This is a genomic window from Arthrobacter sp. V1I9 (assembly GCF_030817075.1).
Taxonomy (GTDB): Bacteria; Actinomycetota; Actinomycetes; order Actinomycetales; family Micrococcaceae; genus Arthrobacter.
In genome coordinates, this window is the sequence record NZ_JAUSYU010000001.1 from 318,813 (window position 1) to 339,830 (window position 21,018).

Annotated in this window: 20 protein-coding genes; 13 read left to right on the forward strand and 7 right to left on the reverse strand. The window is 63.4% G+C overall.

Annotated features, from left to right (window positions below; translation table 11 throughout):
• The first annotated feature begins 20 nt into the window (after positions 1-20).
• Both QFZ70_RS01480 and QFZ70_RS01485 read left to right on the forward strand, forming a co-directional pair.
• Positions 21-245 carry a hypothetical protein gene (locus tag QFZ70_RS01480; protein WP_307093757.1) on the forward strand — a complete coding sequence of 75 codons (225 nt, stop codon included), beginning with the start codon at positions 21-23 and terminating at the stop codon, positions 243-245.
• An 89-nt stretch (positions 246-334) separates the two neighbouring features.
• The gene (locus tag QFZ70_RS01485; RefSeq protein ID WP_307093758.1) at positions 335-1,294 is read left to right on the forward strand and encodes an IS481 family transposase; all 960 of its coding nucleotides are present in this window, start codon (positions 335-337) and stop codon (positions 1,292-1,294) included.
• A 175-nt stretch (positions 1,295-1,469) separates the two neighbouring features.
• On the opposite strand, the gene QFZ70_RS01490 is transcribed toward QFZ70_RS01485, so the two are convergent.
• Both QFZ70_RS01490 and QFZ70_RS01495 read right to left on the reverse strand, forming a co-directional pair.
• On the reverse strand, positions 1,470-3,905 hold the full coding sequence (locus QFZ70_RS01490) for an HAD-IC family P-type ATPase (RefSeq protein WP_307093759.1): 2,436 nt from the start codon (positions 3,903-3,905) through the stop codon (positions 1,470-1,472).
• 71 nt (positions 3,906-3,976) lie between these two features.
• The gene (locus QFZ70_RS01495) at positions 3,977-5,032 is read right to left on the reverse strand and encodes a zinc-dependent alcohol dehydrogenase family protein (protein ID WP_307093760.1); all 1,056 of its coding nucleotides are present in this window, start codon (positions 5,030-5,032) and stop codon (positions 3,977-3,979) included.
• 310 nt (positions 5,033-5,342) lie between these two features.
• Between QFZ70_RS01495 and QFZ70_RS01500 the strand changes: the two genes are divergently transcribed.
• The 4 genes from QFZ70_RS01500 (at position 5,343) to QFZ70_RS01515 (ending at position 9,197) form a co-directional block, all read left to right on the forward strand.
• On the forward strand, positions 5,343-5,798 hold the full coding sequence (locus QFZ70_RS01500; RefSeq protein ID WP_307093761.1) for a hypothetical protein: 456 nt from the start codon (positions 5,343-5,345) through the stop codon (positions 5,796-5,798).
• A 335-nt stretch (positions 5,799-6,133) separates the two neighbouring features.
• Positions 6,134-7,597 (forward strand): glycosyltransferase, encoded by a 1,464-nt coding sequence (locus QFZ70_RS01505; protein WP_307093762.1) that lies wholly within the window; start codon positions 6,134-6,136, stop codon positions 7,595-7,597.
• Between the two features lie 424 nt (positions 7,598-8,021).
• Positions 8,022-8,765 carry a GAF and ANTAR domain-containing protein gene (locus QFZ70_RS01510; RefSeq protein WP_307093763.1) on the forward strand — a complete coding sequence of 248 codons (744 nt, stop codon included), beginning with the start codon at positions 8,022-8,024 and terminating at the stop codon, positions 8,763-8,765.
• A gap of 222 nt (positions 8,766-8,987) precedes the next feature.
• Entirely contained in the window at positions 8,988-9,197 is a 210-nt protein-coding gene (locus tag QFZ70_RS01515; protein ID WP_307093764.1) for a hypothetical protein, read from the forward strand.
• A gap of 488 nt (positions 9,198-9,685) precedes the next feature.
• Here the strand turns inward: QFZ70_RS01515 and QFZ70_RS01520 are convergent, their stop codons facing one another.
• Positions 9,686-10,615 (reverse strand): helix-turn-helix transcriptional regulator, encoded by a 930-nt coding sequence (locus QFZ70_RS01520; protein WP_307093765.1) that lies wholly within the window; start codon positions 10,613-10,615, stop codon positions 9,686-9,688.
• 127 nt (positions 10,616-10,742) lie between these two features.
• On the opposite strand from QFZ70_RS01520, the gene QFZ70_RS01525 reads away from it, so the two are divergent.
• From QFZ70_RS01525 to QFZ70_RS01545, 5 genes are all read left to right on the forward strand, one after another.
• Complete coding sequence (locus tag QFZ70_RS01525) at positions 10,743-11,588, forward strand: SDR family oxidoreductase (protein WP_307093766.1); 846 nt, start codon at positions 10,743-10,745, stop codon at positions 11,586-11,588.
• A gap of 259 nt (positions 11,589-11,847) precedes the next feature.
• Complete coding sequence (locus QFZ70_RS01530) at positions 11,848-12,609, forward strand: SDR family NAD(P)-dependent oxidoreductase (RefSeq protein ID WP_307093767.1); 762 nt, start codon at positions 11,848-11,850, stop codon at positions 12,607-12,609.
• A 43-nt stretch (positions 12,610-12,652) separates the two neighbouring features.
• The gene (locus tag QFZ70_RS01535) at positions 12,653-13,816 is read left to right on the forward strand and encodes an aldo/keto reductase (protein ID WP_307093768.1); all 1,164 of its coding nucleotides are present in this window, start codon (positions 12,653-12,655) and stop codon (positions 13,814-13,816) included.
• A 540-nt stretch (positions 13,817-14,356) separates the two neighbouring features.
• The gene (locus QFZ70_RS01540) at positions 14,357-14,623 is read left to right on the forward strand and encodes a heavy-metal-associated domain-containing protein (RefSeq protein ID WP_307093769.1); all 267 of its coding nucleotides are present in this window, start codon (positions 14,357-14,359) and stop codon (positions 14,621-14,623) included.
• 235 nt (positions 14,624-14,858) lie between these two features.
• Positions 14,859-16,307, forward strand: coding sequence for an MFS transporter (locus QFZ70_RS01545; RefSeq protein ID WP_307093770.1), 1,449 nt, complete (start codon positions 14,859-14,861; stop codon positions 16,305-16,307).
• Positions 16,308-16,484: 177 nt separating this feature from the next.
• Here the strand turns inward: QFZ70_RS01545 and QFZ70_RS01550 are convergent, their stop codons facing one another.
• On the reverse strand, positions 16,485-17,072 hold the full coding sequence (locus tag QFZ70_RS01550) for a CGNR zinc finger domain-containing protein (RefSeq protein WP_307093771.1): 588 nt from the start codon (positions 17,070-17,072) through the stop codon (positions 16,485-16,487).
• Positions 17,073-17,159: 87 nt separating this feature from the next.
• Here QFZ70_RS01550 and QFZ70_RS01555 point away from each other — a divergent pair, with 87 nt between their 5' ends.
• Positions 17,160-18,254 (forward strand): LLM class flavin-dependent oxidoreductase, encoded by a 1,095-nt coding sequence (locus QFZ70_RS01555; protein WP_307093772.1) that lies wholly within the window; start codon positions 17,160-17,162, stop codon positions 18,252-18,254.
• Between the two features lie 50 nt (positions 18,255-18,304).
• Positions 18,305-18,934, forward strand: a complete 630-nt coding sequence (locus QFZ70_RS01560) for a cysteine hydrolase family protein (protein WP_307093773.1) — start codon at positions 18,305-18,307, stop codon at positions 18,932-18,934.
• Positions 18,935-18,967: 33 nt separating this feature from the next.
• Here the strand turns inward: QFZ70_RS01560 and QFZ70_RS01565 are convergent, their stop codons facing one another.
• The 3 genes from QFZ70_RS01565 to QFZ70_RS01575 all read right to left on the reverse strand — a co-directional run bounded on the left by QFZ70_RS01565 (position 18,968) and on the right by QFZ70_RS01575 (position 21,011).
• On the reverse strand, positions 18,968-19,258 hold the full coding sequence (locus QFZ70_RS01565; protein ID WP_307093774.1) for a hypothetical protein: 291 nt from the start codon (positions 19,256-19,258) through the stop codon (positions 18,968-18,970).
• Between the two features lie 91 nt (positions 19,259-19,349).
• On the reverse strand, positions 19,350-19,991 hold the full coding sequence (locus QFZ70_RS01570; protein WP_307093775.1) for an RraA family protein: 642 nt from the start codon (positions 19,989-19,991) through the stop codon (positions 19,350-19,352).
• A gap of 30 nt (positions 19,992-20,021) precedes the next feature.
• Positions 20,022-21,011 carry a hydroxyacid dehydrogenase gene (locus tag QFZ70_RS01575; protein ID WP_307093776.1) on the reverse strand — a complete coding sequence of 330 codons (990 nt, stop codon included), beginning with the start codon at positions 21,009-21,011 and terminating at the stop codon, positions 20,022-20,024.
• Between the last annotated feature and the right edge of the window lie 7 nt (positions 21,012-21,018).

Here is a 21,018-nt window from a genome sequence, read left to right on the forward strand (position 1 = left end):
AAGGTATGGAGGAACGGAGCATGCTGCTCAAGGCAGTAAAGGTGTTTCACACCCTGGCGTGGTTCACAATCGAGGCCTGCATGCTCTACGTCCTGTACGCCGGCCTCCGGAGACGCTCGGATCGGAGGGCGGGACTCGCAGCGGCCGTCGTGGCCCTGGAAACACTGGTCTTCGCCGCCAACGGTTTTTCACTGCCCGTTGACCGCGGTGGCACGCAATCTAGGTGTATTAACCACAGAGGTTAGTGACGATCGGCGTGGTGCGGTGACATGAAGAAGACCTCCGAGTGGAGTGGGGCTTGTCTAGAGTCCAATTCCACAAACGGAGGTCTTCAATGTCCCACCCTAATGCTTTCCTGGCCCGCAGGGGACGGATTGAGCTGGCAAAGTGCATTGTCGAGGAGGGTTGGTCGTTACGCCGGGCCGCAGAGCGTTTTCAGGTCTCCGTCCCGACCGCGGCGCGCTGGGCCAGCCGCTACCGGGAGCTGGGCGAAGAGGGGATGGAGGACCTCTCCAGCCGTCCGTCCCGGTCTCCGCGCCGCACTCCTGTCCGGCGGGAACGACGGATCATCGCGCTGCGGGTCAACCGCCGCTGGGGGCCGGCGAGGATCGGTTACCTGCTTGGCATCCACCCCTCCACCGTGCACCGGGTCCTCTCCCGGTTCCGGCTTGCCCGGCTGTCATGGCTGGATCGGGCCACCAGCAGGGTGATCCGCCGCTACGAGCACCAGAACCCCGGGGACCTGGTCCACGTGGACATCAAGAAACTCGGCCGGATCCCTGACGGCGGCGGACACCGCGTGACCGGCCGGGCCGCGGGGAACCGGAACAAGACCGGCACCACTGCCAACCGCAGGCCCGGCTACGCCTACCTGCATAACGCGGTCGATGACCACTCCCGCTTTGCCTACACCGAGATCCTCGCCGACGAGAAGAAGGAGACCGCCGCCGGCTTCTGGGAACGGGCAAACGCAGCGTTCAACGCCGCCGGGATCACGGTGATCCGGGTCCTGACCGACAACGGCTCCTGCTACCGCTCCCACGCCTTTGCCGAAGCTCTCGGTGTTGGCATCAAGCACAAACGCACACGCCCCTACCGGCCCCAGACCAACGGGAAAGTCGAGCGGTTCAACCGCACCATGCTTGATGAATGGGCCTACGCGAAGCCCTACGCATCAGAGGCCGAGCGTGTTGCCGCTTTTCCGGCCTGGCTGCACCACTACAATCACACCCGGGGCCACACCTCACTGAAGGGTCAACCACCCGCCAGCCGTGTCACCAACCTCCGTGGGTAATACATCTAGGAGACGCCACAGGATCCGTCACTGACATCTACCTTCCAACCTGGCTGGCCAAAAACCTCCCGGCCATCCATGTCCCGCTGATCATCCTTGCCGTGGCCCTTCACTGGCGGAACCTCGCGACTGCGACAGGCACTCCTGCCGGCCGGAAGCTGGACCGGCTGGCGGCCTAAGCCGGAGTGGAGCCGGTACGGAGGCCGCGGCGGTGGAACCGGAACAGGAATTCGATGGCAAGGGCACCGAGGAGACCGGCTACCAGAGATGCGGTGAGGTGATGTTCCCCCAGCATCACAAAACCGAAGAAATCCTGGGGCAGGGGCAGGGTCAGCAGGAGAATAAGGCCGGCGTACATGGCCCCGATAATGACCAGCCGCCAGCTGTTCAGCGGCCGCGAGAGAACGACCAGTACCCATAGGGTAATCAGTGTCAGCACGAGAACTGAACCGGTCCGGGCGGCGGGGGTGTCCGAGCCGGTCTGCCGGGAGTAGGTGTTGATTGCCAGGACGGCGAGGGCGGTGATGAGCCCGGCGGGGACAGCGAAGGAGAGCGAGCGTTTCAGGAAGCCGGGCTCGTAGCGGCGCGCGTTCGGCATCAGTGCCAGAAAGAATGCCGGTATCCCTATGGTGATGCCGTCCGTCGCCGAGAATTGACGGGGCAGGAACGGGAACTCCCACAGCAGAGCGCCGAACGTTATCGACAAGATGACTGCGTAAGCGGTCTTAGTCAGGAACAGCATGGAAACGCGTTCAATGTTGGCAATCACTTGCCGGCCTTCGGCTACGACTCCCGGGAGCCTGTCGAATCGGCCGTCCAGCAGCACCAGCCGCGATACCGCCTTTGTTGCGGCCGCAGCTGAGTCCATAGCGATGCCGATGTCGGCTTCCTTCAGGGCAAGGGCATCGTTGACGCCATCCCCGGTCATGGCCACGACGTGCCCGCGCGCCTGCAGGGCCCGGACCATGTCCTTTTTCTGGGCAGGGGTGACCCGGCCGAACACGGTGTGCTGCTCCATCACCTCAGCCAATTCACCGGGGTCGGTGGGAAGCTGACGGGCGTCATATCCGCCGTTGGTGGGCACACCGACTTCACGCGCGACCGCTGCGACAGTACGGGGATCATCCCCGGAGATAATTCTCAGCCCGACGTCCTGATCCTTGAAATATGACAGGGTCTGCGCCGCGTCGGGGCGAACCTTTTCACGAAAGGTAAGCAGGGCGGTGGGCACGGGGGCGGCAGGAAGAACCGGGTCCTCGCTGCCAGCCCAGGTCGTGGCGGGTGCGTGCGCGAGAACCAGTGTCCGTAAACCTGTGGTGGCAAGTGTGGCCGCGAGGTCCAGGGCATGGCCGGCCCCGGCGGTCTCCGGGTCAAGGACCATCTCGGGTGCCCCGAGCAGCCATGTCCCCTCTGCCAAAGTGCCGGTGGCGAAGGTGACTGCGCTCCACTTTCTGGCAGAGGAAAATGGAACGGAGGAGAGCGGACGCAATGAACCGCTGTGTGGAAATGCGTCGGCGAGGCACCGGGCGGTGGCGTTGGCGTTCGGATCCGCTCCGAACCAGCCAAGAACCTGGTTCCACCCTGCCGGCGGTACGGTGCCGACGTTGTGGAAGGCGTCGAAAATGATTTTGCCCACAGTGAGCGTGCCGGTCTTGTCCAGGCATAAAACATCGACCCGGGCCAGCCCCTCCACCGCAGCCAGTTCCTGAATGAGTACTTTCTGACGTGCCAGCCGCACGGCGCCCACGGCGAAGGCGACACTTGTCATCAGCACCAGGCCCAACGGAATCATAGCGATGACGCTGGCGACGGCGCCGACGGCCCCGACTCTCCAGTTTCCGGTGGTGATGGCGTTCTGCCATCCGCCCTGGCCCTGCATCTGGGCGTTAATGACGATGGCCATGATGGGCAATAGTCCCACGGTGATCCACCGCAGGACCCTGTTGAGGCCGGCACGGATCTCGGAATGGACCAAGGAGAAGCGTTTGGCCTCCACGGTCAGGCGGCTTGCGAAGGACTCTGCGCCCACCCGGATAACCGCTGCCCTGCCCTGGCCGCTGACGACACTGGAACCGGACAGCACTTCGGTGCCTGCGCCTTTTCCCACGGGGTCTGACTCCCCGGTCAGCAGCGACTCATCAATTTCAAGTCCCTCTGCATCCAGCACGACCGCATCCGCGGCGACCTGGTCTCCGGCGCGGAGGACCAGAACATCGTCTTGAACAACGTCCTCGACATCGATGTCCTGCACCACACCGCCCCGGAGCACCCGTGCCCGCGGGGAGTTCAGGACGGCAAGGCGGTCGAGCGATTTCTTCGCCCGGTATTCCTGGACAACACCGATCAGGGCGTTGCTGACGGCAGCGAAACCAAACAGCGCATCACGCCACTGCCCGAGCAGGAGAAGCAACAAAAAGCTCCCGGCAACGATGCCATTGAAAAGAGTCAGGACATTGGCCCTGAAAATGTCCCAGAGGCTCCGGCTGGAAAAATCGGGGACAAGGTTGGTCGAACCGGCTTTCACGCGCGCGGCGACGTCACCAGCGGAGAGCCCCAGGATCGGGACTGCGGTCTGCACCTGGAGGACGGCGGTCTTTTTTTCGCCTGTCACACTGGTCCCTTCATAGGAGTGATCCGCTGTCGTGAACACATTCAGCCACTGTGGACAGGAGCCGGTGGGGCTTAGGCGTTGAGCATCACTTTCAGCGCCTTGGTTTCGGCGGCACGTGAAAAGGTGTCGTATGCCTTTTCGATGTCGTTGAGGTCGAAGGTGTGACTGACGAACTGGTCAACGGGCAACTTCTTTTGCGCGACGAGCTTGAGCAGTGTGCCGGTGGTGTTGGTGTTCACCAGGCCGGTGGTGATGGTGATGTTCGAGATCCAGAGCCGGTCCAGCGGGAGGTTAACCCCCTTGCCGTGGACGCCGGCGTTGGCTACGTGACCGGCGGGCCTGACGATGTCCAGGGCCATGGTGAAGGTCTCCGGTATTCCCACAGCTTCGATGGCAACATCCACGCCGAGGCCGTCGGTGAGGGCTAGTACCTGATCTTTCCAGTCGGCATCTGTTGACACGATGCTGTCGGTAGCTCCGAAAAGTTTGGCCTGCTCGACCCGGTTGGGGTCGATGTCGAGTGCGATGATCCGGGAGGGGCCGTACAGCCGGGCGGTGGTGATGGCGGCGAGCCCGACCGGGCCGGCGCCGACGACCGCGAGGACGTCCCCGGGCTTGACAGCCCCGTTCCGTACACCGATCTCGTGGCCTGTAGGGAGGATATCGGAGAGCAAGGTTCCCTCTTGGGGGCTGACGCCGTTGGGGATTTTGTGCACGGAAGTCTCTGCGTACGGGACGCGGACGAACTCGGCCTGCGTCCCGTCAATAAGGTGCCCGAGGATCCAACCAATCCCGGAAGCCCCTTCGTCTCCCAGACAGTGCGAGAAGACTCCTTGTTTGCAGTAATCACAATGCCCGCAGGCGGAGATGCACGAAAGGATCACGCGGTCACCGATCACCAGAGCCGTAACCGCAGATCCAATCTCAGTGATTGTGCCGACGCCCTCGTGCCCGAGGATCCGGCCGTTTTCGACTGCGGGGACATCACCTTTGAGGATGTGCAGGTCCGTGCCGCAAATGGTGGTTGTGTCGATCTTTACGATGATGTCGGTCGGCTTCTGGATCCGTGGATCGGGAACAACTTCCCATGCCTTTTTGCCGGGACCGTGATAGACAAGCGCTTTCATCGATGTTTCCTTCGATTGGCCAAGGCGCTCTCGCTCGAGAGCTGCGTTCGGCGGTATCGCAGTCCTACACGAGTTGGGCTAAGCGTATACCTCCTGCCACTGAGGAACACTGCTGCACCCGTTCTCCGAGGGAGGGCCTGACCTGTTCCATGCGGGAATTACTTGTCCTTGCCCTTCCGCCGCCCATCGTTGGCAGAGCCATGGGCTTTTGCCAGCCTAAAACCTTTCGGGCACCACCGGCGCAAAAGAGGGGGACGGGTCTAGTGTTGGCCGTAACGGCATCCGCCGCGATTACCCTCAGGGAGGGTGCATGAACTCCAGCCAGTCCAGCGCCGATCAATTCACGCAGTACCTAAAAACCGTCCGCGGTGCAAAATACCGCCCCTACCGGGTCACCGAACAAGACACCACGGAGAGCGTGGTGTCCGGCCTGCGGCTGGCGCAGCAGTCCCGGGGCTGCGTCCAGAGCGAGCCTTTCATTCTCCGTGCCTCCGCCCGGGTCCTGATCAGCAGGCGTAACGAACGCCAAGCCAGATCTTCCCGAGCGGCAAGGTACCAGCTGGACATCCACCACAGCGCCAGCAATCGCACACGTGAAGCTATCCCCGTAAAGGATCTCGAGGACGCCAAAACCTGGGCAAGGACACGAATCGAAGCACAGGGCGCCGAGTTCGCAGCCATCTACTCTCCCGCGCTCGGGAGCACCGCACCAGGCACAGGAGCCCTCGTGTCCAGTTTCAACCGCTCCGTGGGCTGGTACCGGTAACCACACCAGGCACTCCACGTACCGCCCAATAGCCGTTGAGGTGGCGCACATCCGCTTACATCACCAGGGACTAAGGGCTATGCCGGCCACGGAGCCGCCAATGGCAGCCTACCGACATTATGAACAGAGGGCTCGGCCCTTAGCTTTCCTGCCAGAGCCTGACAGTCCGGATATTGGGGATCACCGCCGGGGCACAGACCCGTCAGCGCACCTCCTGGCAACCGGGACCCAGACAACATTAGGCTGGCGCTGGCGGGAGCGGAACCGCTCCGGCGATAATGGTCCGGCCCGACAGACATAACCTGACTTCAGTTCATGTCGTCTAGTCTCTCTTCATGAACAGGACGTCTGCACGAGCCCCCGACACCGCTGCGGGAGAGCGTGTTCTTATCCTGTCCGCAGGGGTGGGATCCGGGCACAACAGCGCCGCCGCGGCGGTGCAGCAGCCGTCCGCCGCCCGTGCCGACGTCGCCGAGGTGCAGGTGCTGGACGTGCTGCAGGTGAGCAGCGTGCTGTACCGCGCACTGCTGGGAAAGGGTTACTTCGTCCTGGTCGAGAACTCGCCGTGGCTGGTCGAGTTGGGCTATGACATCAGCGACCCTCCGTTCCGGCGCCGGGGCCCAATAGACCCCTGGACACGGGTAAACGCCCTGCCGGTCATCGCTGCGATCAAGCGGTTCCGACCGACCGCGATCGTATGCACGCACTTCCTGCCAGCCCAGCTGGTGGCGTTACTGCTCCTTCGCGGCGTGATAGACGCGAGGACCGCTGTCGTCACGACCGATTACGACTTCCAGGGCCTGTGGCTTACGGGCGCGTTCCATGCGCTCTTCCTGGCCAGGGAAGAGGGGAAGGTGGAGCTGATGGCGTTCGGCGTGCCTCCCGACCGCGTCGCGGCCACGGGCATCCCGATCGCCACACAGCTGAACCTCGCGCCCGCACGCGATGCAAACGAGCCCCCGAAGCTGCTGATCTCGGCAGGCGCGACAGGCGGCACCTATGCCGTCTCGGTCGTGCGGCAAACGCTGCACATGCGCTCGTCGTTCACGGCCACGGTCGTGTGCGGGCGCAACAACGCGTTGCGCCAGCGTATTGAGCAGCTGGTGACGCCCGCTGGCGACCGCTACCGCGTGCTCGGCTTCACGGCGGAGATGCCGCAGTTGCTGCGCCGCGCCGACCTCTTTGTGGGCAAGCCGGGCGGGTTGTCGGCGTCAGAGTGCATGGCTGCAGGGCTGCCCATGGTGTTAGTAAATCCCATCCCGGGACAGGAGGTTCGCAACGGGGACTACCTGATCGAGCAGGGAGCGGCGGTCCGCTGTAACACCGCTGCGACGATCGGCTGGAAGATCGACGAGGTGCTGCGCGAGCCGGGCCGCCTGCAGCGGATGCAAGCGGCGGCGCGGAGAACGGGCCGCCCTGGCGCTGCGGCGGACGTGCTGTCCAGACTGCTGGACGGGCCGTCCCGTCCGCTGGTCGTGACCCGCGCGGCGCAGAAGACAATCCTCGACGAGAGCGAGCGGCGCGTCGTGGCGACCGATTTGACGGGCCCCTCCTCACTGGTCCGGTTGATCGACTCGGCTGAGGGTAGCACGGTCGCGCTGCTGCGAGCCGAGGAGCTGGGGGATCTGCAGAAGCGGTACGGAGCCCCGAACGGGGGTCTAGTGCTGCGGCGCAGCCAAGCGCTGGTGTCACTCAGGTGGGAGGAGCAGCGGTTGCTCCGCGCCATGCTGCGGGGGGACGACACGCTGCCCGTCCGGGTCGAGGGGCTCCCGTCACCCCTTCGCTTCCTTCCCCGCTGACCGGCGACACGCGACCCCTATCGATCACAGGCGGTCCGACCGTCCCAGATGCCTTCCTCGTCCATCGGTCCCTCAGGGCCTCGCAACGACTTCGCGTTGCCGAACTTTCCCTGCAATACGCCCAGGCTGCTCCCTGTCAGACAGGTGGTTGTGCAGGGACGGCGGCGAAGGACAGACGCCCTTAGGTGCCCGTCTTTTGGACCGCTTCAGTCGCTTTGTGGTGATGCCAGCGTTCCCGGGTCTGCCTCACCGCGGGCGGTGTGCGGTGTGCGGTGGAAAATGATGGCCAACAGGGGCGGACTATCTATTCAACGCTCGGGCGCGCATACTCAAGGAAGTGCCGCGTGTGTGGCTTCGCAAGTCCTCCAGTGTCCCCCCTTGTCAAGGGGTTGTTGTTTGGGCATAAAGAGGAATGAGGCCAGTCATGGCCCAAGAACCACGTCAATTGCAGCCAGAGCTGCTCGTCGACCACCTGCAGGACCTCGTCCTGAAGACCGGGGACGTAAAGGTGATGCTGGACGAACTCGCTGACTTCACGGCTCTCACACTCTCGGACCCTGCCGTTGCGTTCTGCAGCATCACCTTGTTGCAACGAAAGAAACCCGTGACGGTGGCCAGCAGCGAAAAAGGCGCAGTCAGGCTCGACGAAACCCAATACCGCGCCGGCGACGGGCCATGCCTGACCGCCATCCGTGAAGAAACAGTCATCCATATACCCGACATGCGCCGGGAACACCGCTGGCCCGACTACACAGCAGCGGCACTGGTGGAAAAAGTCGGTTCAAGCCTGTCGGTACCACTGGTCCTGGCGGGAGAAGCGGAAGCGGGCCTGAACATGTACTCCACCCGCTCCCACGGATTCAGCGGGGAAGACATCGAAACAGTCGAGTCCTATGCGTATCACGCGTCCAAGGCGCTCCGGCTCGCGGTACGGATCAGCCAGCTGGCCGAAGCCAAGAACCATCTGACAGCCACACTTGAATCACGTACTGTCATCGACTTGGCCGCCGGGGCAATCATGGCGCAGAACCGCTGCAGCCAGGATGCTGCCATGAGAATCCTGAAAATTGCTTCCAATACCCGCAACGTCAAACTTCGGGAAGTCGCGGCATCAGTGGTCGCGTCACTGTCACAGGACCCGAAGGTCCGGACCCATTTCGACGCATAGCCTGTCCGCACCAACGCCGGCATGCCCGTCCGATGTGGTCATTCGCGAACCCCGGAAGTCCCGTTCCCCGGTAAACGTGAGGTCCTCCCGCGGCAGGCATCGTGCGGTTCCTTTAGGGCGTTGGCTGCGAATGCGGTCCCGAGATCCTTCCCTGGCCCTACCTGGTCCGGAACTACGTGACCTGACGCGAAGATCCCTAGCTACCAGCAACGCGCCGCGTGGTTGGTCGCCTTCATCATCAACGGGGCCTTTCACGAGGCATGGCCCTCGGTGGTCACGAATGTCGCCTGGTTCGTTATTTCCGCCATCGCTCTTATCCGCATGCGTTCGGCAAGGCTTCCGCCGACGCCACCCGTTGTTGATGTCCAGCAGGTTCAATTCCCCGGGGCCCCTGAAACCACCGAATCGCTGGACATTGTTGATCCCGCGTAGTCTGCATACAAAACCGAGCAAGCGCAAGATCACGCCTACTTTCGGGCGTACGGCCAGCTCCGGTCAAGGTCGCCACTGGATCGGGAGATACCGCAACTACTTCTATTTGCAGTATCGGTAACGGCGATAATGGACCTTCCGTCAACCTTCATCCGCGGCGGCGGCAAAGCACGGCGCGCCAGCAGGAGAGCGCTGCATCCGACCGGGGCGCCGAACCTCATACCGTCAGGTTGAGTCCTAAGGGCCTCCACGGAAAGAAGCAAGGGCATCCCAGGCCCTATCCGTCAGGTTTGGGTGTTCCGTAACCTGACAACGTTGTGCAGTGGATCCGTTCTCCGACCTGAGAAGTCCACGGTTGTGCAGAGGCACGAATAGTTCAACGTCGACTATTTTTCTGTACCAGTAAAGAGGTTTGCCTGGGGAGTCCGCCCCCTTCGTTCCGCTGGCGACCCCGGAAGAGGACTGGCATTGGTCGCACCTACGTTCGTTCAGCTTCGTTCGGTGTTGTCGGCGGGTGCGGTTGTTGAGCGCGTCTCGGGCTTCTGGTGCTGGGTTATTGGGTTGTTGGTTGCGGCCCAGTGGGCGAGGAGTTGGAGGCTGTCGTGCGAGGTGGAGCCCGGTTCGGCAGTGTAGGCGATGATGGACAGGCCTTTGTCGGTGGCGATTTCCAGTCGTTCGAAGGTCAGGTCCAGGTCTCCGACGATGGGGTGGTGAACTTGTTTTGATGCGGAGTGGTGGAGCCGTACGTCGTGGGCGGCCCAGAGTGCGCGGAAGTCGTCGCTGCGGGTGGCCAGTTCTCCGATGAGGTCGCTGAGGTTCCGGTCGTAGGGTGCCCGGCCTGCGGCGCTGCGCAGGAGCGCTACGGTTTGCCGGGCAGTGTCGTCCCAGTCCCGATAGAAGTCCCTGGAGCGGGGGTCGAGGAAGATGAACCGCCCGAAGTTCGCTGGTCTTTGCGGCTGGACATACATCTCTGAGTAGAACGCCCTTCCGAGCTGGTTCGAGGCGACGAGGTCCAGCCGTTCGCTCTGCACGATGGTGGGCAGGGCGGTTATCGCGTCGATCATTCTTTGCACGCCGGGTCGCACCTGTGGCGCCCGGGCGGGGCTGCGCCGGCGTGCCGTGTGTGTTCCTTCGTTGGCGGCGCGGACCAGGTCGTAGAGGTGGGCCCGTTCGGCGTCGTCAAGCTTCAAGGCCTGGCTGATGCCCTCCAGGACCGATTCGGAGACGCCTTTGGCGTTGCCGCGCTCAAGCCGGATGTAGTACTCGGTACTCATTCCCGCCAGCAGGGCGACCTCTTCCCGTCGCAGGCCATTGACGCGGCGTTGGCGGTAGCCGAAGACGGGCAGGCCCGCTTGTTCCGGGGTGATCCTGGCCCGCCGGGTCATCAGGAATTCACGGATCTCGTTGGCGCTGTCCATCCTTTGACGCTACGCCCAAAACCCGGTGTTAGGGGGTCACCAGCATTAACCCGATCAGCGAGGACTCCCTACGCCCGTTGCAGCCGATATTGACTGAAGACAGTCACCTACACGAAAAGGAAACACCATGACTGCTCAGGAAGTTTGGTTCATCACCGGCGCCGCCCGCGGAATGGGCATCGACATCGCCCGTGCTGCCCTGAACGCGGGTCATGCCGTCGTCGGCACCGCCCGGGAAGCACACCGCGTCACCGAAGCTCTCGGGGAGCACGAGAACCTGCTCGCCGCATCCCTGGACATCACCGACGAAATCGCTGCCAAGACCGCAGTTGAAGCGGCCGTAAAGCGGTTCGGCCGTATCGACAGGCTCGTCAACAACGCCGGGAACTTCTACGCCGGGTTCTTCGAAGTCATCAGCCCGGACCAGTTCCGCCAGCAGATGGAAACGAACTTCTTCGGCCCCCTTAACGTGACGCGTGCTGTGCTGCCGGTCATGCGCGCCCAGCGCAGCGGCCACATCATCACCTTCAGCTCCACCGCCGGGCTCACCGGCCAGGAGTTCGTCGCTGCATACTGCGCCTCGAAGTTCGCGACCGAGGGCTGGATGGAATCCCTCCGGTACGACCTGGAGCCCTATGGCATCAACACCACCATCGTGAACCCCGGTTTCTTCCGCACCGAACTGCTCGTCGAAGGTGCCTCCACGATCTGGCCCGAGCTCTCCATTGGGGACTACGACCAGCGCACCCAGGGCACCATTGAGGCCTGGAAGGGCATGAACGGCAAGCAGGGCGGGGACCCGGCCAAACTCGCCGCCGCCCTCATCACGATCGCCGCCCAGGAACAGCCGCCGCTGCGTTTCCTCGCCGGCGCCGACGCCGTCCAGACCGCAGAAGACAAAGCAAAACTGCTCCTCGAACAGGCCAGCGCCTACCGCGAACTGTCCTCATCACTCGCCCACGACGACGAATAGACAATGTCCGGTCCGGTGACCCCTGCGCCTGCTCCAACCACGGGTCACCGGAGCGTGGCCTAAAGCCTACAAAACGGAACGACAGACGCCCCTTAACACCCCTTCGGACCGTGGCGGACAGCACTGTTCCTGCCAACGGGCGGGCACCGCCGTGCCCGCCCAACAGCGCTTCCTCCAATAGGACCTCAGCGCCAGACCCTGCGAATTCTTCTGAATCAGTGCCAAGCCCGTATTGGCCCCATATGAAAAGGACACTGCTATGACTTCCGTACTTACCGGAACCGTCGCGATCGTTACCGGTGCCAGCAGCGGCATCGGCCACGCCACCGCCCTTGAGCTCGCCGCCCAGGGAGCTTCCGTCGCTCTTGTCGCCCGCCGTCAGGACCGCCAGGATGAGCTCGTTGCAGAAATTGAGAAAACCGGCGGAACAGCGCTGGCCGTACCAACCGACATCTCCAACCGTGTTCAGGCAGAAGCCGCCGTCACCAAGACCATCGAGGCATTCGGCCGGCTGGACATCCTGGTGAACAACGCCGGGCTGATGATCCTCGGGCCTTTCACCGAAGCCGGCATCGATGACTTCGAACGAATGATCGCGATCAACCAGCAAGGGCTGCTGTACATGACGAAGGCGGCCCTGCCCTATCTGCAGAAAGCAGCCGGCGAGGACCTCCGCCAGGTCGCCGACATCGTCAACATCTCCTCCATCGCAGGGCGCACAGCTTTCCCCATCATGGGCGTCTACAACATGACCAAATTTGGGGTCAACGGGTTCAGCGAAGCCCTCCGCCAAGAACTGGCCCAGGCGCACGTCCGCGTCGGTGTCCTCGAACCGGGCAAGGTCGCCACCGAGCTCGACTCCCACAACAGCGACGAAGTACGCGCCGACATCGAGGCCAATTTCGGCGGGTTCCAGGTCCTGGAGCCACAGGACATCGCCGACGGCGTCGCCTACATGGTCACCCGCCCCTGGCACACCGCCATCGGTGAGCTCTGGATCATGCCCACCGAACAGGGCTGAACCGAAGCCAAAACAGCATTTTTCTCGAAAGGACACACGAACCATGACAATGAATCGCCGTAGCCTGCTGGGCGCAGGCCTTGGAGTAGCCGCAGCCTCTTTGCTGCCGCTTCCCGCCCAAGCACAGACGGGCACAAAAAATTCCGGGACGGGCTCAGCGCCGTTGCGTACGGACCGCCGCATGCTCGGCTCACTGGAAGTCTCCGCCCTGGGGATGGGCTGCCAGAACTTCGCCGGGATGTATGGCCCACCGACGGACTTTGAGGAGGCAATCCGGATCATCCGTGCCGCCTACGATCGTGGCGTCACGTTCTTCGATATCGCCGAAGTCTACGGGCCGTTCCTGGGCGAGGAGATCGTCGGCAAGGCCCTGAAACCGGTGCGCGATGAGGTGGTCATCGCCACCAAGTTCGGGTTCGACATCACCAAGAGGGGCGAAGTTCAGGGACTCAACAGCCGCCCGGAGAACATTAAGCGGGTAACCGAAGAACAGCTCCGCCGGCTGAAGACTGACTACATCGATCTCCAGTATCAGCACCGGGTCGATCCCACAGTACCCATCGAGGAGGTGGCCGGAGCGGTGCAGGATCTGATCCGCGAGGGCAAAATCCGCCACTTCGGCCTGTCCGCCGCAGGCGGCGCGACCATCCGGCGTGCCCACAAAGTGCAGCCGGTCACTGCAGTGCAGAACGAATACTCCGTCTGGACCCGCGACCCGGAACTCGAAGCCCTCGCGGCCTGCGAAGAACTCGGCATCGGGTTCGTGCCCTGGAGCCCACTCGGAATGGGTTACCTGACCGGCACCGTCACCCCAATGATGGTCCACGGCACCGCAGACCTCAGGGCTGGTCTGCCCCGCTTCACCCCTGAGGCCCGCCGGAAAAACTGGCCCGTCGTCGAACTGCTGCAGCAGGTCGGGGCCCGTCATCAAGCAGCTCCTGGCCAGATCGCGCTTGCCTGGCTGCTGGAACGCAAGCCGTTTATCGTGCCCATCCCAGGGCCGACCACCCAGGACCACATGGAGCAAAACATGGACTCGCTTCAAGTCCAGCTGACCGCCGCCGACATCCAGGAAATCGAGAACGGCTTCGCTCAAATCCGAGTGCAGGGCGCGCGACTGAGCGAACCGATGCTGGCAATCATCGACACCGGAGCCAAGCTAGGGACGAGCTCAATCGGCGGGCACGGCAACTCGCCCCTGCCGTAAAGCCAACGCAGATCGGTGGACCTTGAAGGTTTACCGATCGTTTCCTCGCCCTGGCCCCGCTGTTCCTGACCGTCTTCGCGAACCTGAGGATGACTTACTTCGCGGGGCAGGAGCCGGAAATGAGTCCTGTTGTCTCCTGTCAACCAGTGAAATGGCGTTCAACGAGGCTGGGTCAGTTTGGGGTGTAGCTCACCTTGCTGCAAAGCCCGCGAATAACTGCTTGGTACTGTCGCGCACCCGGCGCCGGCTGCCTAAATCGGAACAATGAGTGCAACGCGTAGTTGCGAGGATGCCCGCGACTCAGGAGGGCCTGCAGGGGACCCCTGCCCTGCTGCCAGGCTTCGTTTCGCTAGGGACATGAGAGCAGAGGAGCTGCGTCCGCGAACTACCGCCGCACGAACTTTTGCCTAATATACCCCCTGGGGGTATGTTAGATTTATTGTCAGTGACTTGGTATGTCCCGGCCGGTGCTTTGCATCCGCCTTCACAGCCGTCATCCCCAGCGCCCCATTGATGCTTCGTCAAGGAATGGAAACTGGCATGTCCAAATCTCGAAACCGCTACCAACTCCCCCTTGCCCAGGCGGCTGCAGGCTGCAGCTGCTGCTCATCCGAGCCATCCAATTCGGTCACCGACACTGGTGCAGTTGAGTTCACCGTTGAAGGCCTGACCTGCGGGCATTGTGTTCGGACTGTAGAGGACGCCGTCAGAGCCCTTGATGGTGTGGAATCTGCTTCCGTTGAACTCGTTTCCGGCGGCCGGTCCCGTGTGCATGTGAGCGGCAGCCGCCGGCGCCGATGTCCGTGAGGCTGTCACCTCCGCCGGCTACACCGCCAGCAACAACTGAACTTGTAACCCGGTCATCCGACCGGCCCGGCGATCAGCCGGGATAAACCGGCAGAAGCGGGAAGCGTGATCCTTGCTTTCGGCGTACGGGAGCCTGTCCGCGAACATAACCAGTCGGTCATGCCCCAACGGACGTGCGAGCCAGCTTTCGTGACTTTGGGGCCCTGCTGCACCCGCAAAATTTTTAGGAGATGTTGTGACAGAAAAGGCAGGACAGCGCCGCGGTTTGATACCGCTGCTGGTGATTGCGACGGCGCAGCTGATGCTGGTGCTCGACGACTCGATCGTGAATATTGCATTGCCGAGCATTCAGCAGGAACTCGGGGTAGGTCCCGTGCATCTGACGTGGATCGTGAATGCATACATCCTTGCTTTCGGCGCCTTGCTGTTGCTGGGCGGGCGGATCGGTGACCTTTATGGTCGTCGACGGGTCCTGCGGGCAGGCCTGACCATCTTCGTGCTCGCATCGCTGGCCGGTGGAATCGGTATCAGCAGCGAAATACTCATTGCCGCCCGCGCCGTTCAAGGGCTGGGAGCGGCGCTGGTGGCCCCAAACGCGTTGGCACTGATCGCCACCACCTTTTCAGAGCACAAGACCCGTGACGCGGCGCTGTCACTGTACGGTGCGATGTCCGGCCTGGGAATCGTAGTTGGGCTGCTCCTCGGCGGGGTCCTGACCGGCACGCTCGGCTGGCGGTGGGTTTTCTTCATCAACATCCCCATTGGGATCCTCGTCCTCTTTGGCAGCCGAAACCTCCCCGAAGCAGACCGCCACCCCGGTAGCCTCGATGTCCGAGGCGCGGTGCTGGGAACCGGCGGCATGGTCTCCCTGGTGTACGCCATCACCCGCTTTGGTGAGGGTGGCTTCACAGACCCGATCGGGCTCGGACTCATCGGCGCCGCTGCCGTGCTGCTCGCGGCGTTCATCACCACACAAGCCCGCAGCCGCACTCCGCTGGTCCCCCTGAGCCTGTTCCGGGACCGCAGCCGCGCCGGAGCCTACGGGTCCATGCTGCTGCTCGCCATCGGACCCATGGGCACCTTTTACGTCATCACTCTCTATCTTCAGCAGGTCCAGCAGTACAGTCCCCTGCAGACCGGCGCCGGCTGGCTACCATTCGCGGCCGGGCTCGTGGTCGGCGCAGGCGCTGCCCCCAAACTGCTCAACCGGGCCGCTCCACGCTTCGTCGCCGCCGCCGGCGCGCTGCTCAGCGCACTGGCCGCTTTTTGGTTCTCCTTCATTCAGATCGACACGAACTACTGGCTGCACCTGGCACCGGCCATGTTCGTCCTCGCCCTCGGGTTCGGACTCGGCGTCATCGCCCTGACCCAGGCCGCGGTCTACCACACTGAATCAAAGGAGGCCGGGATTGCATCCGCCCTGCTGAACTCCGCCCAACAGATCGGCGTCGCGCTCGGTTTGGCCGTTCTGGCCGGGATCGCCGCAACCGTCACTGGCAGCGGGGGCCATGCGGACCTCTCCGGAAGCGGTCAACTTGTCGCCGGGTACGGCAGTGCGCTCACCGTCGCCGCCGGCCTGCTCATAGCTGCCGGAATACTGGCCGCCGCCACACTGCCCTCCAAACCGACGGCACAAGCACATGGCAAGCCCAGTGCCGCTAGGGTTGACCAACCGAGCCACTAGCTGCAGAGACGAAGCTTGGGCATGCCGCCCGATCAGGGCGGCATGCCCGCCATTGGAGCCGGAGCTAATCAAGTGGCTGGATACGAGGATGCGTGGGCCGGATTCCGCTCACAGGCTACCTTGCAGCTGTGCGTGCTTGGCCCAGCGGACCGAAGGGGGATCCGGCAACACATCATTTCATGCGCTGTGTAGCGCGCGTTTGCGCGCGTACGCGCGTGCGGCGCGGACCCGGTCCCCGCAGCGGGTTGAGCACCATTGCCTTCGCGCGTGGGTGCGGAGGAAGAATCGCTGGCACCCGTCCGCTTCACAGGACGCGAGCACCGATGCCTGGTCGCCGCTCAGCAGCGAGGCAGCGTCGTCGGCGATGACGGCCATGACGTGCTCGATGACCTGTGTCACGGGATGCTTGGCGCTGCGGGTGAAGCCAGCCGTCGGGTCGAACTGAAGCAGGAGCGCCCCGGGTGCAGCAGTCAGCGCACGATTTAGAGCTTGCACGGCCGCTGTCGGGGGGACGTCCCCCGTGGTGTGCGCGGTGAAGAGATCGCGCAAATCCGCACGCAGGGCTGCGAGCCTGCCCCGGCAGTGCTCCTGCAGCACCGTCTCCGGTCCGATGAGATCGTGCGCCATCAGCCAAGCCGCGGCGTCATCAGGACCGTCCAATTCGTCGTAGCGTCTGCCCCCGGGCAGTTCACTTGCGCTGTTGACCAACGCAAGGCTGGGATGCTCCTCGGCGCCCGGGACTGCAGTTAGTGAAGCATCTGACATGCTTCTCATGTTATCAGGTCTATTAACCGTGATAGCCCTGCTACGCTTCATCACGGTAAAGAGCAATTGTTTCCATGAGGAGTTTTTATGCAGTTCGGACGACCATCCGGCACGTCCCCGTTCACACTGTCGGTGCTGTCCGCAGGCGGCACTGGTGTCGGGATGACCGCGGGGGAGGGGCTCGAGGGCACGATCTCGCTGGCACGAGCGGCGGACCAGCGGGGTTATCACCGGTTCTGGATGTCTGAGCATCATGGGATGGGTGCGACATCGGTGTCTTCACCACCGTTGATGATCGCCCGCCTCATCGCCGAGACGAGGAACCTCCGCCTCGGCGCTGGAGGGGTGATGCTGCCCAACCACGCCCCGCTGCTGATTGCCGAGCAATTCGGGATGCTGGAGGCTCTCGCCCCAGGCCGGATCGATCTTGGGCTGGGCCGGGCACCGGGCACGGACGGGGCGACCGCTGCCGCGCTCCGGCGAGGCGCGGAAGCCAACGACGGATTCCCGCAACAGGTGCTCGAGCTGCTCGGCTTCCTGGGCGACGTCTTCCCTCCCGGGCACCCATACCGGCACGTTCACGCAGTTCCCGGCCCTTGGCAGGCAAAGGAAAACCGGGTGCCTGCGTCATTGACTGCGCCGGAGGTATGGGTGCTGGGTTCCTCTCCGTACTCAGCTCAGCTGGCTGGGCAGCTCGGCCGGCCGTATGCATTCGCATTGCAGTTCGGCGACGCCGACGTCGACACGGCCATGCGTCTCTACCGTGAGAGCTTCCGGCCCTCCGACATACTTGCCGAGCCCCACACCCTCGTCAGCGTCCCCGCGGCGATCAGCGATGACCCGGCGGAGGCAAAACGGCAGGCGGCAACATCAGCCATGGCGATGCTGCGCATGTTCAGGAGCGAGGGCTACCTGCTCCTGCCCCCGGACGAGGTCGAGGCGTACCCTGCCACGATCCAGGAGCGGCAAATCCTGGACGCTTACATCGGACACAGTTTCCACGGCACTGCCGCTGCTGTCGCCGACCGTCTCGAAGCCCTGCACGAGCGCACCGGCGTCGATGAAGTGATGCTCGTGGTCGGCGGCCACTCAGCAGCCCTCGACCAGCGCGGGATCACCCTCATCGCCGATCACTACAAACTCCCGCACCTGAACGAACCGCTACCGGCCACCGCGCAATAAACACATTTCGACACTTCGACGTCCACAACCCACCCCTAGAAGGAGAACCCATGACCGCCCCCAACCGAGCCCTCATCGTCATCGACGCCCAACAGGAATACTTCGACGGACTGCTTCCAATCCAGTACCCCGCCCGTGACCAATCAATCACCAACATCCAGGCCGCGATCAACGCCGCGGAGCAGGCCGGAACTCCCGTCGTGCTCGTCCAGCACGAACTTCCGGCAGAAGCCCCGGTGTTCGGGTCCGGGTCGGCGACCTGGCAGAACCACCCCGAAGTCGCTGCCCGTGAGGACGCGGCAACTAAGCGCATTAGCAAACAGTTCTCCAGCATCTTCGCTGGCACCGACCTCGAAGCCTGGCTGCGTGAACAGGGCATCGACACGATCACGCTCGTTGGCTTCATGACAAACAACTGTGTGATCGCCTCCGCCGCGGCCGCCGAGCCCCTCGGTTTCTCCGTCGAAGTCCTCTCCGACGCGACCGGAGCAATCGACCTCACCAACGACGCCGGCACCGCGCCGGCACGCCAAGTCCACGAGACCCTCATGGCATTGCTGCATTCAAACTGGGCCGCCGTCACCGACACCGCAACCTGGGCCCCGGCACTGCGTACGGGCGCGCCGCTGACCAAGAGCGACCTCATCACCTCCGCCGCACAAGGCCGCAGCACCCGGTAGAAAACCCGAGTCAGCGGTCGTACCGGACCCGGCTTATGTGCAGATCGTCGGGTTTTTGCGGAAGATCTGTGTGGTTGTCATCCGGTAACTGAGTTCGCCGGAGAGTGCTTGGGGCGTTACCCAGACCTGGTGGCCTTGGCACGCTTCGAACATTTGGCGGGGGTTGTTGCGGTCGGCCGCGAGCCAGAGTATGGAGGAGTCGGGCATGACGTCTTCGACGAACCCGGTTCTGACTATCCGGCCGTTTTGGCGAATTTCCACCAGAGCGTTGATCAGCAGGCTCCACTCACCGTGTTTACGCGGTGTTGCTCGGTTCAGTGTCATGGGCTTTCAGGTTCTGGTCTATAAGAGTGGCAGCGGCCCATATACGGGGCCGCTGCCACTCTTGTGGGCGGGGAGGGAGCCGAGGTGGCCTCTAGGAGGCGACGGCTTCTTTGATCCGGTCGCGGATCTGGCGTTCGAGGTTTTCTTGGGCGGGAAGGGCCTGAAGAGTTTCGTTAAGTTCTGATTGCGGGATGACCACTATGCCGTCCTGGTCTCCGATGACGACATCACCTGGGTTGCAGACGACGTTGCCGCAGGCGACCGGTTTGCCAACGTACCCGGGACCGTTTTTGGAGGGCCCGGCGGGAACGACGGCGCGGGCGAAGACAGCAAGGCCCATCTCGTTCATCTCTTCGATGTCACGGACAGCCCCGTCAACGATCACGCCGGTGACGCCTTTGTGGAGGCAGATTTCGGCGAGGATGCCGCCGAAAACGGACCGGTTGGTGACGCCGTTCCCGGAGATGACCAGGACGTCCCCGGGTTTGGCTTCGTCGAGGCCGCGGTGGATGGCGAGGTTGTCGCCTTCCCAGATCTGAATGGGGAGGGCGGTGCCAGCCAATCGGGCGCCGGGGGTCAGGCACCGGATGTCCGCTGACATCATGTCCAGGCGTTTGCGTACGTCACCGATCAACGCCGGGGGGTAGGCGGTCAGGGACTGGACGAGCTCCTGTTCGGGGCGGGGCCATTCGGGGTAGACGGTGATGTTTTCGGCGGAGGCGTTGATGTACACGTGTGGTTCCTTGGAGTGTGGTGGGCCGGATCAGGCGGGGATCGTGTGCAGGTCAGTGGCGTTGACCGGGAAGGCAGGGGATTCGCCCGCCATGACGGCCTGTACTTCTGACCAGGAGCGGGTGCCGGCTTCCTGGAATGCTTCCTGGGTCTGGCCGGCGATGTGCGGGGTGATAAGCAGATTGGGCACTTCGTGCAGCGGCACCCTGTTGTGGGACAGCGGGTCCTTCATGTCGATGCTCTCGGCTTCGAGCACATCAAGGGCCGCGCCGGCGAGGTCGCCGCTGGTCAGGGCCGTGACCAGGGCGTCTTCATCGATCAGCCCACCGCGGGAGGTGTTAATGACAATGGCGCCGGGTTTCATCAGGGCCAGTTCGCGGCTGGAGATCATGTGGCGGGTGCCGGGCAGCAGCGGGGCGTGCAGGGTGATGATGTCCGCCCCGTCATACAGGGTGTCCAGTTCCACCAGGTCAGCGCCCGCGGCCGCGGCATCGGCTGCTTTGGCGACCGGGTCGGAGGCGAGGACCCGCATCCCGAAGCCCCCTGCGATTGCTGCGACGCGTCTGCCGATGGCTCCGAAGCCCACAATTCCGAGGGTGCGGCCGGAGAGTTCGAAACCGACCAGGTCCCCGCGGCCCTCTGCCCATGTGCCGGCCAGGACACGGTTTGCGGCCGGGACGATCCGGCGCGTCAGGGAGAGCAGGAGAGAGAAGACGTGCTCGGCGACAGCGTTGCTGTTCGAGCCCGGGGTGCTGGTGACCCAGACGCCGTTTTCCGAAGCCGCCGGGATGTCGACGTTGTCGGTGCCGACCCCGTGACGGGCGATGATCTTCAGGCGGGGGGATGCTTCGATCATCTCGCGGGTGAAGGTTTCTGCCCGCAGGATCACTGCATCTACGTTTTCGCTGATGTCGAGGTAGTTGACCTTGTCGGGGCCGTAGCCGACGTGCACGAGGGCGTTTTTGCGGATGTCTGCCAGGACGTCCTCGTGGATGGCGTCGGAGATGTAGATTTCGGTCACGGTGCAG

What these genes read in the sequence shown, in the direction of transcription:
- QFZ70_RS01540 (WP_307093769.1), top strand. Translation starts at nt 14,357, where the DNA reads ATGTCCAAATCTCGAAACCGCTACCAACTCCCCCTTGCCCAGGCGGCT.
- QFZ70_RS01560 (WP_307093773.1), top strand. Translation starts at nt 18,305, where the DNA reads ATGACCGCCCCCAACCGAGCCCTCATCGTCATCGACGCCCAACAGGAA.
- QFZ70_RS01535 (WP_307093768.1), top strand. Translation starts at nt 12,653, where the DNA reads ATGACAATGAATCGCCGTAGCCTGCTGGGCGCAGGCCTTGGAGTAGCC.
- QFZ70_RS01500 (WP_307093761.1), top strand. Translation starts at nt 5,343, where the DNA reads ATGAACTCCAGCCAGTCCAGCGCCGATCAATTCACGCAGTACCTAAAA.
- QFZ70_RS01510 (WP_307093763.1), top strand. Translation starts at nt 8,022, where the DNA reads ATGGCCCAAGAACCACGTCAATTGCAGCCAGAGCTGCTCGTCGACCAC.
- QFZ70_RS01495 (WP_307093760.1), bottom strand. Translation starts at nt 5,032, where the DNA reads ATGAAAGCGCTTGTCTATCACGGTCCCGGCAAAAAGGCATGGGAAGTT.
- QFZ70_RS01485 (WP_307093758.1), top strand. Translation starts at nt 335, where the DNA reads ATGTCCCACCCTAATGCTTTCCTGGCCCGCAGGGGACGGATTGAGCTG.
- QFZ70_RS01555 (WP_307093772.1), top strand. Translation starts at nt 17,160, where the DNA reads ATGCAGTTCGGACGACCATCCGGCACGTCCCCGTTCACACTGTCGGTG.
- QFZ70_RS01505 (WP_307093762.1), top strand. Translation starts at nt 6,134, where the DNA reads ATGAACAGGACGTCTGCACGAGCCCCCGACACCGCTGCGGGAGAGCGT.
- QFZ70_RS01565 (WP_307093774.1), bottom strand. Translation starts at nt 19,258, where the DNA reads ATGACACTGAACCGAGCAACACCGCGTAAACACGGTGAGTGGAGCCTG.
- QFZ70_RS01480 (WP_307093757.1), top strand. Translation starts at nt 21, where the DNA reads ATGCTGCTCAAGGCAGTAAAGGTGTTTCACACCCTGGCGTGGTTCACA.
- QFZ70_RS01525 (WP_307093766.1), top strand. Translation starts at nt 10,743, where the DNA reads ATGACTGCTCAGGAAGTTTGGTTCATCACCGGCGCCGCCCGCGGAATG.
- QFZ70_RS01530 (WP_307093767.1), top strand. Translation starts at nt 11,848, where the DNA reads ATGACTTCCGTACTTACCGGAACCGTCGCGATCGTTACCGGTGCCAGC.
- QFZ70_RS01550 (WP_307093771.1), bottom strand. Translation starts at nt 17,072, where the DNA reads ATGTCAGATGCTTCACTAACTGCAGTCCCGGGCGCCGAGGAGCATCCC.
- QFZ70_RS01520 (WP_307093765.1), bottom strand. Translation starts at nt 10,615, where the DNA reads ATGGACAGCGCCAACGAGATCCGTGAATTCCTGATGACCCGGCGGGCC.